Raw genomic sequence first — 13,074 nt, forward strand, 5'->3', positions numbered from 1 at the left:
CGAGTCAAGATCCTGTCAAGAGCGCTTAAAACGGTGCCGGACTGACGTCCGGCAGGAAAATCGCCAGGCTGAGGCCGCCCTCTTTGGGTAGTTTGGCGCTGATCCTGCCGCCGTGCGCCGCGCAGATGGCGCGAGCGATCGACAGGCCTAGCCCGCTGCCGCCTGAGTGGCGCGCGCGCGAGGATTCACCGCGCGTGAAACGTTCAAAGATCTCGGGCAGAAACTCAGGCGCCACGCCGGGGCCATCATCCCTGAATTCGATGCTGCAGCCTCCCGGCACCGCGCGGGCAGTAATCTGCAACTGTCCCGCAGGCTTGCCATAGCGCAACGCATTTTCAATTAACACGCTAAACACCTGACCCAGGCGGAAGGGATCGGCGCGGCAGGTGAGCGTGCTGTCTGCTGCCACGCTGATGATCATGCCGCTGGCTTCGGCTTGCGGTCGCACCCAGGCCACGCGCTCCCGCGCCAGTTCTCCGGGGTTGATCTCATGCAGATCCAACTTGAGTTGTCCGGCGTCGGCCAGCGACAGCAGATGGAGCTCATCGATCAGTCGGCTCATGTGGCGCAGCTGTTTCATGATCATCTCCAGCTGCTGCGGTTCAGGCTGAAACACGCCATCCAGCAGACCTTGTAACCGGCCAATGGCGGCCGTCAGCGGCGAACGAAGTTCGTGTGCCAGCGCCACGTGCGAGGCGCGCAGTTCACGATCGTAGAGCGCCAGCTGCTGGCTCATGCGATTAAAGTCGTGCGCGAAGTGCAACAGCTCCGCCGGCGCGCTTTTTACAATGGTGGCGGCGGAACCAAACTGCCCTTCGGATACCCGATCAGCGGTTTTTTTCAGGTGGCTAAACTGCAACGCCAGCGGGCGGGCGTTGCGCAGAACGGTGAAGGCAACAAACGGCGTAATGATGAAAATCAGGATGATCACCATCAGCCAGTCAGCGGCACCCACCGAAGGATCGGAGTAGCGCACGCCCCAGCGTTCATCAACGATCTCGTGGAAGCGCGGCAGATTGGTTTGCGGATGCGCACGCAGCGTCAGAAATTCCTGGCGCATCGCCGGCGGCATATGGTGGATGATCCACAGGTTTTGCAGCGCAAAGCGCAGGAACATAATGCCGGCGACGGCAATCACCGTGACGATGGCCAGCGTCAAAATACGCACGCAGATCCAGCGCCATAGCGTTTGAGGAGGTGACTTTTTCATGGCTGTCTGAACCTGTAACCCACGCCGCGCACGTTAAGTAATATCTCGGATAAACCGGCGTTTTCGAGCTTCTTACGCAGGTTGTAGACGTGGGTGTCAATCACCCTTTCCAGCGCCTCGCTTTCAGGCATGCAGGTTTCGATCAGATAGTGACGGCTGAGTGCGCGCACCGGCGCTCGCATCAGGGTCACCAGCAGGGAAAATTCGGTTGGCGTGAGTTCAACGCGTGTTGGCTGTTGCTCTGGCTGCGCGACCATTGCAGTCATCGCGGCGGTATTAACCTCAAGCGCCTGCCAGCGCAGCACTTCATCCTCCGCAACGGCCGCCCGGCTGCGGCGCAGCACCGCCTGCACGCGCGCCACCACTTCGCCCGGATGATAGGGTTTCACCACGTAGTCATCCGCGCCTAAGCGCAGCGCGCCGATTCTGTCGGGCGTGTCGGTCATCGCGGTAATCATAATTACCGGCGTGTCCGCGCGGCGTCGCACGGCAGCCAGCACCTCGGTGCCGTTCATGCCGGGCAACATGATGTCGAGCAGAATGAGATCGGGTTTCCACTTCTCAACGCGCTCAAGTCCGCTATGCCCATCGCCGGCAATCTCCACGGCGTATCCTTCACGTAGCAGATAGGCTTCCAGCACGTCTGCCGCGTCTGCATCATCCTCAATAACCAATACTCGTCTGTTGTTCATGGCTCACCTTGACAGTTTCTTCATAAATCCCTGGCACGTTATTGACAATGCTTCGGGATACTCCAATCCGTGACGCAACGCCCGGGCAAGGGGCTAAAAACAGATGGGTAACTGAGGTGACACGATGATAACGAGAAAAAAGGCGCTGTACAGTGGCTGTTTGTTACTGGTCAGTATCAGTGCCAGCAGCCGCGCTGATGACAGCGCAGCGCAGGATGGCGTGATGATTGGCGTGGGCGCGCAGACCACGCCGACATACAGCGGCGCGGACAAGCAACGCTGGCAAGCGGTGCCGATGTTACAGGCCAGAAAAGGCGCCTTTTTCGTCGATTCGCAAAAGGGGGTCGGCTACGATCTGCAAAGCGACAGCGGCCTGTATCTGGAGCATTCGCTGGGATATGGTCTGGGCAGGGCAGACAAGGATTCCGGCTGGCGCGACGGTTCTGACAAGCTGCGTGGCATGGGCACAATAAATGCCACGCTCAACACCGCTATTGCGGCCGGTTGGGCGGTCTCGCCGTGGCTGGTCCTCGAAGCGAAAGCCGTGCTGCCGCTGACAGACAGTCAGGGCGTGAATTACCGCACCTCGGTAACGTTAATTCCGCTGCAAAGCCAGCAGGATAGCCTTTCCTTGCAGACCTCCGCGCTGTTTGGGGATGCGCGTTACATGCAAACATGGTACGGCGTCAGTGCGCGTCAAAGCGTGAAAAGTGGCTATGCGACTTATTCACCGGCAGCGGGATTTTATGGGGTAGAAACCGACCTGACATGGAGTCATCAGTTTACCCAGCACTGGGGCGGCGCGTTAAGTGCGGGCTACACGTGGCTGGACGATCACGCGGCGGACAGTCCCATTGTGTTCAGGCAGAATCAGCTGACCGCAACAGCGGCGGTGACCTATACGTTTTAAGATTTGAATGGCGTTTAAGCCCGCACCGCTGTAAGGAAATCCATTACAGCGGGCGGCTTGAGTGAGAAAGATTATTTATGCGGAACTTCAGAAATCTCTTTCACATCACTTTTATTGATTTGCTGCTTCACGCCATTGGCATCGACGTAACCCAGCAGGCCGGTTTCAGCATCCTGTGGTTTGCCATCGGTGACGATGGTGCGTCCATCATTGGTGTGGATGGCGTACGAGGTACGCGTACATCCGGTTAAAGCGGACAGGGCAATAAGCGCAGTAATAGAAAGCAAAATTGATTTTTTCATTAGTCTCTCCAGGCTGTTAAAAGGATATTAATTATCCAGTTCGCTCATGTTGGTAATCTTGTCGCGATTGATCTGCTCAGTTTTACCGGTTTGCGCATCCTTGTAAGAAACAAGGCCCGTGTCACTGTCGATTTGCGGCTTACCAGACGTCACAATCGTGCGTCCGTCGGTGGTCTTAATCGCCTGATTTGAAGAGCAAGCGGTCAATGTCATTGCCATAAAAGTGCCAAGAAATGCCGTTGCCAGTACTGTTTTTTTCATCGTGATGAGTTCCTTTCAGTGGAATAAGTTTTAACTACCTAAATAGCTTAGAACATTTTCCCGAAACAGCCAGAAACCCGGCGCATCTGCGCTGTTTAACCCGACTCAGATGGCGGTTCATGCCGCGCGCTTAGCGGATCTCATTCACATACATAAAGTGTTCGGTACTAAAACGGTGGTGCGCCAAAATTACCGGCAGGGCACTTTGATCAAACGACACTTCATCAATCACCATCACGGCGTGCGGCAGACTCAGTTCTAGTAGCGTCGCATCCTCTTCATTTGCCAGCGTGGCGGTAATTTGTTCACGCACGGCGGCGACGCGCAGGTCGTAGCGTTCAAACAAATAGCGATAGAGCAGCGGCGGTAACTGCTCGGCGGGTGGAAAATCGGCCAAACGCGCCGAGGGCAACACCAGCGTTTCATGCATCGCGGCGATGCCCTTCACGCGACGCAAACGCTTCAGCCGGATCACTTCATCGCCCTGACCAATTTGCAGTTTCTCTGCTTCGTCGGCGCTGGCAAGACTCAGCTGATAATCCAGTAATCGGGTATCGGATTGCAGCAATCCGCCGGTTTTATCATGCAGGCGAAAATACTGGAAAAAGTGGCTGAGATTGTGCAGCGGCGCCCAGCCGGTTACCACGGTGCCGGTTTTGCGGCGTCGCATCAGCATGCCTTCCGTGGTCAGCGCCGCCAGCGCTTTGCGCACTGTGCCCACCGACACACCAAACTTCGCCGCCAGGCTATTTTCACTCGGCAAAATCGTGCCTGCGGGCAGTTCACCTTGCAGGATCGATTCGCTGATATGGCGCTTGACCACTTCGTACAGCGGCGCACCTTCACCTTCGCTGAGTCTGGCGAAAGGTTGAGCGTGGTTCGCGTCATAGTTTTTTTGCATGTTTCCGATTACCGATTGACCTCAGTCGTTGAATTGCATTATCTATAAACTATATAGAAATACAACAGACGATAATCCTATGACGCAAAATCCACGGTTTAACAACGCATTAGCGATGATTGCTCATGACGGCGCGCAAATGACGGATGACCTCAAACAGATGCTGGAGGTGGATACCTGCTTCCCGCCGGGCAACGGTTATGGCGCATTTGCTGACGTGATGACGCACTTGTTAACACCGCTGGATTTTCATTTTGCGCGCGTCTCCGTGCCGGAACATTTATGGCAGGCACCGGACGGCAGCGCGTACGGTGAACGTGTCAATTTGCTGGCATCGCTTGATGCCGGTGCCGCTGAAAACTGCAATCTCTATTTCCACACCGATACCGTGCCCGCCGGCGATGGCTGGCGTTTTCCGGCGCTCACGCTGACCGCAGCAGAAGGCAAGCTGTTTGGGCGCGGCGCGGCAGACATGAAAGGCACCATTGTTGCCGCGATGGCGGCAGTGCGCGCGGCACAGGCGGCGGCCATCCCGCTGCGTTTTAATCCGGTATTTCTGCTGTGTAGCGATGAAGAGGGCGGCTTGTATCCCGGCATTCGTTATCTGGCGGAACAACAGCTTTTCTCCGGTCACCTGCTCAGCTTCAACGGCGGCGCGGTGCCGCGCATTTGGGCCGGTTGCTTTGGCAGCATCGATCTCAAAGTGATTATCACCGGACGTTCAGCACACTCCGGCGATCCGGTTAACGGCATTAATGCTATTGAAGCGGCGCTGCCAATGATGAACGCGCTTTATCAGTTGAAGCTCGAGGTGGAACAACGCACCTCGGCGATGCCTTCTCCGCCGCACTATCACGGCAAACCGTTGACGTCACTGTTAACGCTGGCCGCTGCGCAGGGCGGCAGCAAAGGATCAACCATTCCGGAACGGTTTGAGCTGCTGATTAATCGCCGCTACGCGCCGGAAGAGCGCTTTGACGCGGTGTGGCAGGAGCTGACGCACTGTGTGGAAAGTGCGATGCGCGACAGCCCCGCGCTCGACGTCACGCTGCAAATGATTGGCCATCTGGCGCCGGTCGCTAATCCGGACGGTCCGCACTGGCCGCGCTGGCAGGCGGCGCTGAGTCAGGGTTTTGGCTTCCAACCCAGCGAGTTCAAACCCTGGGGATCGTCCACCAGTTCCGATATGGGCTGGGTCCAGCAAGCCGGGATTCAGGAGATTTTACTCGGCGGCCTCGCCCGTCCTGACAACCGCATTCATGCCGCCGATGAGTACACCACGCTGGCAGATGTGATCGCACTTTCGCAGTCCATTCTGGCGTATCTCGCCGATGATTTTCAGCCAACCCAGGGTAATTAACTAATCACGAGGAAGAGAAGATGTGCGCAATGAAAGGGTTAAACCGCAGACAGTTTATCGCCAGTTCTACCGCTCTGACGGGCGCAGCGATGCTGCCCTGGTCGTTCTCGGCCCATGCCGCGCAGGTGGCGAGCGCCACGCCGGGCGGCACGGCGCGTAAAGGCGGTGTGCTGCGCATCAGCGTTGATCAAGCCGTCGGCGTGTTAAATCCACATCAGGTGCGCGTCAACCCGGAATATCTGGTGGCGGAACTGCTGTACAGCGGCTTAACGCGTCTGACGCAGGAGATGAAAGCCGAAGCCGATTTGGCGCAATCCTGGCAGGCCAGCGCCGATCTTAAACAGTGGACGTTTACCCTGCGCCCGAACCTAAAGTTCAGCGACGGTTCCGCGCTGACTTCCGCCGATGTGGTCGCCAGCCTGCAGGCGCTGCTCGATCCGAAAAATGCCTCACCAGCGCTGCATAACATTGGGCCGATTAACGCCGTCAGCGCGCCAGATACCAACACGGTTTTGATTGAAACCGATGCGCCTTACGCCGATTTGCCGGTGATGCTGGCTTATCCGGATGCGAAAATCATCCCCGCCAGCATCGCGCAAGGCCAGTATGACAAGCTGAGCAAAGCCTCGTTCGGTGCCGGCCCTTTCCAACTGGTCTCCTACGATCCAGAACGCAAAATTGTGGTGAAGCGCAATCCGCATTACTACGATCCGGCGCGTCCCTATCTGGATGGCGTAGAAGTGGTGGTCTATCCCGATGGCATCGCGGAGAGTTCAGCGCTGATCTCCGGTGACACCGATCTGATGCTGAGCGCGCAGTCGAGCGAATTCGCGCGCCTGTCCAAATCTTCCGGCGTGCTGCCGCTGCGCGTGGCCTCCGGCCAGTTCCTCAATGTGAACATGGGCTGCGACCAAAAACCGTTTAACGATGTGCGGGTACGTCAGGCGCTGGCACTGTGCGTTGATCGTCAGGCGTCGGTGGATTTCGTGGCGGATGGCCTGGGTTCACCGGGCAACGACACGCCGATTAACGGCGCGTATCCGTTCTTCGCCAACCTGGCGAAAAAAGCGGTGGATTACAGCAAAGCCAAAGCGCTGCTGGCGGAGGCCGGTTATCCCAACGGGATCGATTTAACACTCATCGCTTCCGACAAACCGGCCACCCGCACGCAGCTGGGCATTGCCCTGCGCGAGATGGCGAAACAGGGCGGTTTCCGCATCAACGTGCAGACCATGGCGCACAGCACCTATCTAGATCAGGTGTGGAAGAAGGGCAACTTCTACGTTGGCTTCTACAACATGCAGCCGACGCCAGACGCGGTGTTCTCGCTGCTCTACACCTCAACCGCATCGTGGAATGAAACGCGCTGGAACAACGCGGAGTTTGATAAAGCGGTAAGTGCGGCGCGTGAAACCCGCGATGAAGCACAGCGCACCACGCTGTATGGCAAAGCGCAGCAGCTGATGCATGACGAAGTGCCATCGGTGATCCCGACCTTCTTCGATCTGCTCGCCGCCAGCCGCGATTATGTCGGCGGATATCATCTGCATCCGCGCGGTGCGGTATTCCGTCTTGACCATATCTGGTTAACCGACAAAGCGCCGAAGCGCGCAGCGTAAGGAGCGAACGTGACAGCAAGTTATCTGCTCAAACGCCTTCTGCTGATGGTTTACACCTTGTTAGTGGTGTCGCTGCTGGTTTTTGGCATCACGCAACTGTTACCGGCCGATGCGGCTGTCACCTTGCTGGGACAAAACGCCACGCCGGAAGCGCTAGCGGCGGTGCGTGAACGTCTGGGGCTGGATGCCCCAGCGTGGCTGCAATATTGGCATTGGCTGACGCAGGCGCTGCAAGGCAACTTTGGCGTATCGATGCGCAATGGCCTTGAAGTGGCGCCGACGCTGCTGACGGCATTATCACGCTCGCTGCTGCTGGCGGTGTGCGCCTTAATTCTGATGCTGATCATCGCGATTCCCCTCGGCATCTGGGCGGCGGTGCGCCGTGGCAAAACCGCCGATGTGCTGGTGAGTGTTATCTCCTATATCGGCATCTCCTTCCCGGAGTTCGTCACCGCCACGCTGGTGCTGCTGCTGTTTGCTGATGTCTGGCAGATTTTGCCCGCCACCGGCTATGTGCCGCTCAGTGAGAACTTCGTCAGCGGGATCCAGCACCTGATTCTACCTTCGGTGACCGTGGCGCTGATTCTGGTGGCGCACGTCTCGCGCATGGTGCGCTCAGAAATGGTTGATGTGTTGCATACCGATTACATCCGCGCCGCGTGGCTGAAAGGCTTATCGCGTCGCCGCATTCTCTGGCGACATGCGCTGCGTAACGGCTTGTTGCCGACCATCACCATTGTGGCGCTGGATGTTGGTTACCTGCTGGGCGGCATCGTGGTGGTGGAGGAGATCTTCGCCATTCCCGGCATTGGCCGCGAACTGATTGTCGCCGTGCAGGCGCGCGATCTGCCCACCATTCAGGCTGGCGTGATGATTCTCGCCGCGACCTATTCAGTGGTGAATTTCCTGGCTGATTTGGCCTATGTCACTCTCGATAAGCGGATCTCCTATGCCTGATATGTTGAAACGTTTGCTGCGTTCACCGCAGGGTGCCGCTGGCGTGCTGATTATCTTGCTGGCGCTGCTGATGGTGGTGGGCGGTGCCCACGTCGCGCCTTTTGATCCCGAATCGATCTCCATCCTGACGCGCTATAAGCCGCCCAGCGCGGAACACTGGTTTGGTACCGATCAGATGGGCCGCGACATCTTCAGCCGCGTAATGGTGGGCGCACGCTCAACCATTCTACTGTCGCTGCTGGCGACCGCGCTGGCGATGGTAATCGGTTCGGTGCTCGGTACCGCCAGCGCCTATCTGGGCGGCAAATTTGATGAGTTCATGATGCGCACCATGGATGCGGTGATGGCGATTCCCAGCCTGCTGTTTGCGTTGCTGATTGTCAGCACGCTTGGGCAGAGCAGCATGAACGCGGTGCTGGCGATCACTATCGCCTTTGTGCCGGGCATGGTGCGCATCTCGCGCAGCGTGGCATTGGCCGCCCGCCAGCAGGATTACATCAACGCCGCCATCGCGCGCGGCGAAGCCGGGCGCTACATCATTCTGCGAGAAATGCTGCCGAATATTCTGGCGCCGATCATCGTGGAAGCCACCATTCGCGTTGCCTTCGCCATCATGCTGTTTGCCACCCTGAGTTTTCTGGGGTTGGGCGCGCAGCCGCCAGAGCCAGAATGGGGATTGATGGTCTCTGAAGCGCGCGCTTACTTCTTTAATGCGCCGTGGATGATGATGATTCCGGGCCTCGCCATCGCATTGGTCGCCATTGGGTTTAATTTACTGGGTGACGGGCTGCGTGATGTGCTCAACCCAAGGAGCCACTGATGAGTGACAAGCTTACACCGGTGCTGTCGGTGGAAAATTACAGTCTCGATTACGCGTTAGCCAAAGGACATGCACTGCCGGTACTGCGTGACATCAACCTGCAGGTGATGCCCGGCGAAGTGATGGGGCTGGTGGGCGAATCGGGTTCCGGCAAAACCACGCTCGGCTGGGCGATCATGCGCTGGCTGGCGGGCAATGCGCGCGAGCTGCAGGGCGATATTCGTCTCAACGGCGAGAGCCTGCTGACTTTACCCGCAGCCAAACTGACAGCGCTGCGCGGTGCCAAACTCGGCATGATTTTTCAGGATCCCAGCGCCTCGCTCAATCCCACGCTGACATTGGGTGAGCAGGTCACCGAAGTGTTACGCCGCCATCGAGGTTTATCGGCGCGTGAAGCGCAGGAGATGGGCGAATCGCTGCTGCACGACGTTGAACTTAAAAATCCGGCGCGCATGATGCGCCGCTATCCGCATCAGGTGTCGGGTGGCGAGAAGCAGCGCATCCTGATCGCCACCGCGTTTGCCTGCCAGCCGGACTGCATGATTTTTGATGAGCCAACCACCGCGCTGGATGTGATCAGTTCGGCGCAAATCCTCGATCTGTATGAGCGTTTGCGCGAAGAGACCGGCGTTGCGTCGCTCTACATCTCGCACGATCTGGCGTTGGTGGCCAAAGTGGCCAATCGCGTCTGTGTGCTGGAACAGGGACGAATTGTCGAACAGGCCGACACGCGCAGCCTGTTCAGCGCGCCGCAAAACGCCTATACGCGCAAGCTGATTGAGGCGGTACCCAATCCGCAGCACCGGCTGGTGCAGGACGCGCCCGGCAACCAACCGTTACTCGGCCTGAAGCAGCTGACCATCGATTACGGCAAACAAGGTCTTCTTGATCGTCTGCTGAAGCGTGAAGGCAATACCACGCGCGCCGCCAATGCGGTTGCGCTCACCGTGCATCAGGGAGAAATTCTCGGCGTGGTTGGCGAATCGGGTTCCGGCAAATCCTCGCTCGGTAAAGCCATTACCGGCCTGGTGCCGTTCAGCGGTGAGCTCGACTTTTGTGGCTACGCGCTGCATGGCCGGGCGCAAATGGATAAAGAGTATCGCCGCCGCGTGCAGATGATTTTCCAGCATCCAGATGCCTCGCTGAATCCGCGCATGACCATTGGCGAAATCATCGCACGGCCACTGCGGTTGTATGGTTTACCCGCAGGTGAAACCGAAGCGCAGGCGGTCGCGCGCCTGCTGCAGGAAGTGCGTTTGCCGGCGGAGTTTGCGCAGCGTTATCCGCATGCCCTGTCCGGCGGGCAGAAGCAGCGCGTCGCAATCGCCCGTGCGTTTGCCAATCCGCCGGATCTGGTGATTTGTGATGAGATCACCGCCGCACTCGACGTCTCGGTGCAGGCCACCATTATCGAGCTGCTGCTGGAACTGCGCCGCCGTTATGGCACCGCGTATCTGTTTATTACCCACGACCTCAATCTGATTCGCCAAATCGCCCATCGTGTCGCCGTGATGTATCGCGGTGACGTGGTGGAAGTGCTGCCCGGCGAGAACATGACGGCGCTGGCGCAACATCCTTATACTCGTGCACTGCTTGATGCGGTGCATATTCCCGACTTATCCAAGTCCGTTGCATGACGAGAGAAACATGAAGCCTGAACAGTTGATTCATCATATCGATCGCGATTTTTGCCTCTCATTCCTGGCAAAAATGGTGCAGCACAAAAGCTACAGCGCCACCGATGGCGAGCGTGAATTGGCGAAATACATGGCCGCGCAAATGGCGCAGCTGGGCCTGGAAACCGAACTGCAGAACGTGCCCGGCGACAGGCTGAATGCCATTGGACGATTGGCAGGCAGCGGCGGCGGCAAAAGCCTGCTGTTCAACGGGCATCTGGATACCAATCCGGTCACCGAAGGCTGGACTGTCGATCCCTGGGAAGGAAAAATCGATGAACAGTTTATCTACGGTATTGGCGTTTCGAACATGAAAGCGGGCGATGCCGCCTATTTTTGCGCCTTGAAAACGCTGATTGATGCCGGTGTAAAGCTGAAAGGCGATGTGATTCTAACCTACGTGGTGGGCGAGTTGCAGGGCGGCATTGGTACGCTGGCGGCGATTGAGCAAGGCGTGCGCGCCGACTACTTCATCAATGCCGAACCCACCGATCTGCAAGCGCTGACCATGCACGCCGGTTCGCTGATGTTTACTATTGAGCTCACTGGCGATACGCGGCATCTGTCAAAGCGGGAAGAAGCGGTGGATGCGATCAGCGCCGCCGTCGAGCTGATTCCGCAGATTAACGGCATGACCTTTAGCGGCGCGAAAACCGCTGAGCATCGCAAGATTAACCGTGGTCATATCGGCACCGTGCATGGCGCGTTAGGCCGCGATCTGGAGGAGTGGCGACCGCCGCAGGTGGCTGACTTCGTGCGTTTAAAAGGCTCGGCACGTTTCGCGCCAGGGCAAACTGTGCGAGGTGTGCTCGCCGATCTGCAGGTGCTGCTGAATAACTTATGCCAGCGCTATCCGGGCCTGAAAGCCGAACTTTATGATGATGGCATCCGCGATAAACCCACCATGTTACCGTTCGAAGTGTCACCGGAATCCGCCATCGTCAAAGCGGTGAATCGCGGCTGGAAAACCGTGCGCGGCACCGAACAGCCCACCGGCGTGATCACGCCTCCGGCGTTCTTCGGCACCGATGCGGCACATCTCTATCAGCATGCGGGCATGGAAGGGATCGTCTGTGGGCCAGGCGGCAAATACAACACCATGCCGGATGAGCGGGTAGAAATCAGTGAATTCCTCGACATGGTGCGCATCTATCTGCTGGCCATTCTGGAGATTTGCCAGCCGGTTGAGGTCGCGTAATGCAGGTTTAAGCGCTGATGAGAGCTGATAGGATTTAGCCTGACGCAGGACGTTGAACTGAATGATTTATCAGTAACCGTTCCCGCATTACGTTTCGATATGAAATAGGCTACGACGGAGAACATCGCGAGCTATGCCATTTACCGCGAGGCGCATTAAATGGCGTGGTTTTGATGCTTACCAATATTCGGGTTTAACCGCAGGTTTTTTATGCGTCGCAACCCGAACAGGAAACTGGCATGCATCAAGCTCTTCATTGGTGATCGTTCTGCGTATCCAGTGACTATGATTCTGCAGTGAACCCGGAACACCACGTACGTTGCCTTGGCGGTGCGGCAATATGATCCCGATGCGAACGTCGGGAAAATCTTCGCGAATAGCCTTGAGTGCTGGCGTCATGTCGGTGTCAGCCGATACTAACACCAGCTGCGCGATTCTCTCTTCGGTTGCCAACTTCTGCTGTTTTGCAAATAAACGGTACATACTGATGGCAATATTCACATCGGTTTCTTTTTCTTCCAGCTCCCAGATATCCACCTTATTCAGGCGTGATGCTGGCACGCTTTTACTGATGAAACGCGGAGCCCGAGCGTGCTCAAGCCGATGACGTCCGGTAAATATATTAATTCCGGTCGTCTTCAGCGCGCGAATATAAGTATCCTGAGCGTGTCGGGATTCGATGCCGCGTGTGGCGAGATGGGGAATAACCGAGGAGGTGTAATAGTTTACTGTTTCAATTATTGCAGCCGGATCCTGTACCCGGCATATATGCGACAGCAGCAATGACAAGTTGAGCCATTTATAAGGCGTACCTGCCAGCAGTCCATAAAATACATTGTATCCGTCAATAAAAACTGCAGTACGCACTCTTATCCTTCCTTAAGATACGAAAAAACCGGCCTGAGCCGGTTTTTTCACCCTAACGGCCAGCGAACTGAATCGCTGCGTACAGGGTTGAGTTGTGTGGCTAACTTATCAGCATTACTGGCTAAACTCAAGTTGAGCACGGTAAAAGAAAAACCATAAAAGATTAGATGTTTGGGCGCTAATTTCGCTTCCAGTAATCGTGCAGCAGTATTTATCTTTAAAATGTCTGGTTATATGCGAATGGTCTTGCTTAAGGTTAACGGTATTTCTAATAGAAAATTATGAATGCAGATGATAATTA

General features: G+C 56.8%; 13 protein-coding genes. 7 read left to right on the forward strand and 6 right to left on the reverse strand.

Annotated elements, in window-relative coordinates:
* Positions 1-25: 25 nt before the first annotated feature.
* Together K5Y30_RS17220 and K5Y30_RS17225 are read right to left on the reverse strand one after the other, a co-directional pair.
* Positions 26-1,210 (reverse strand): cell wall metabolism sensor histidine kinase WalK, encoded by a 1,185-nt coding sequence (locus K5Y30_RS17220; RefSeq protein ID WP_222212409.1) that lies wholly within the window; start codon positions 1,208-1,210, stop codon positions 26-28.
* On the reverse strand, positions 1,207-1,902 hold the full coding sequence (locus tag K5Y30_RS17225) for a response regulator transcription factor (RefSeq protein WP_101761262.1): 696 nt from the start codon (positions 1,900-1,902) through the stop codon (positions 1,207-1,209). Before K5Y30_RS17225 ends, K5Y30_RS17220 begins: the two co-directional genes overlap by 4 nt.
* A 124-nt stretch (positions 1,903-2,026) precedes the next feature.
* Here K5Y30_RS17225 and K5Y30_RS17230 point away from each other — a divergent pair, with 124 nt between their 5' ends.
* The gene (locus K5Y30_RS17230; protein ID WP_222184170.1) at positions 2,027-2,812 is read left to right on the forward strand and encodes a MipA/OmpV family protein; all 786 of its coding nucleotides are present in this window, start codon (positions 2,027-2,029) and stop codon (positions 2,810-2,812) included.
* 71 nt (positions 2,813-2,883) lie between these two features.
* Here K5Y30_RS17230 and K5Y30_RS17235 read toward each other — a convergent pair whose 3' ends face one another.
* From K5Y30_RS17235 to K5Y30_RS17245, 3 genes are all read right to left on the reverse strand, one after another.
* A complete protein-coding gene (locus tag K5Y30_RS17235) occupies positions 2,884-3,114 on the reverse strand; it encodes a YgdI/YgdR family lipoprotein (protein WP_222184172.1) in 231 nt (76 codons plus the stop codon).
* Between the two features lie 27 nt (positions 3,115-3,141).
* Complete coding sequence (locus tag K5Y30_RS17240; RefSeq protein WP_007885913.1) at positions 3,142-3,375, reverse strand: YgdI/YgdR family lipoprotein; 234 nt, start codon at positions 3,373-3,375, stop codon at positions 3,142-3,144.
* A gap of 130 nt (positions 3,376-3,505) precedes the next feature.
* The gene (locus K5Y30_RS17245) at positions 3,506-4,276 is read right to left on the reverse strand and encodes a GntR family transcriptional regulator (RefSeq protein WP_222184174.1); all 771 of its coding nucleotides are present in this window, start codon (positions 4,274-4,276) and stop codon (positions 3,506-3,508) included.
* 79 nt (positions 4,277-4,355) lie between these two features.
* Between K5Y30_RS17245 and K5Y30_RS17250 the strand changes: the two genes are divergently transcribed.
* Genes K5Y30_RS17250 through K5Y30_RS17275 form a run of 6 tightly spaced genes read left to right on the forward strand, consistent with a single transcriptional unit; the run spans position 4,356 to position 11,906 of the window.
* Entirely contained in the window at positions 4,356-5,636 is a 1,281-nt protein-coding gene (locus K5Y30_RS17250; protein ID WP_222212411.1) for a M20 family metallopeptidase, read from the forward strand.
* 20 nt (positions 5,637-5,656) lie between these two features.
* Positions 5,657-7,255 carry an ABC transporter substrate-binding protein gene (locus K5Y30_RS17255; RefSeq protein ID WP_222212414.1) on the forward strand — a complete coding sequence of 533 codons (1,599 nt, stop codon included), beginning with the start codon at positions 5,657-5,659 and terminating at the stop codon, positions 7,253-7,255.
* A gap of 9 nt (positions 7,256-7,264) precedes the next feature.
* Entirely contained in the window at positions 7,265-8,212 is a 948-nt protein-coding gene (locus K5Y30_RS17260) for an ABC transporter permease (RefSeq protein WP_007885920.1), read from the forward strand.
* Positions 8,205-9,032: an ABC transporter permease gene (locus K5Y30_RS17265; RefSeq protein WP_222212416.1), complete on the forward strand. Its 828-nt coding sequence runs from the start codon at positions 8,205-8,207 to the stop codon at positions 9,030-9,032. The genes K5Y30_RS17260 and K5Y30_RS17265 overlap by 8 nt, the downstream gene beginning before the upstream one ends.
* Positions 9,032-10,669 (forward strand): ABC transporter ATP-binding protein, encoded by a 1,638-nt coding sequence (nikE, locus tag K5Y30_RS17270; protein WP_222212418.1) that lies wholly within the window; start codon positions 9,032-9,034, stop codon positions 10,667-10,669. Before K5Y30_RS17265 ends, nikE begins: the two co-directional genes overlap by 1 nt.
* A gap of 10 nt (positions 10,670-10,679) precedes the next feature.
* Positions 10,680-11,906, forward strand: a complete 1,227-nt coding sequence (locus tag K5Y30_RS17275; RefSeq protein WP_222212420.1) for a M20 family metallopeptidase — start codon at positions 10,680-10,682, stop codon at positions 11,904-11,906.
* Between the two features lie 177 nt (positions 11,907-12,083).
* On the opposite strand, the gene K5Y30_RS17280 is transcribed toward K5Y30_RS17275, so the two are convergent.
* The gene (locus K5Y30_RS17280; protein WP_222212422.1) at positions 12,084-12,773 is read right to left on the reverse strand and encodes an NYN domain-containing protein; all 690 of its coding nucleotides are present in this window, start codon (positions 12,771-12,773) and stop codon (positions 12,084-12,086) included.
* Positions 12,774-13,074: the final 301 nt, after the last annotated feature.

Origin of the sequence: Pantoea sp. DY-5 (assembly GCF_019795955.1) — a bacterium.
GTDB lineage: Bacteria > Pseudomonadota > Gammaproteobacteria > Enterobacterales > Enterobacteriaceae > Pantoea > Pantoea leporis.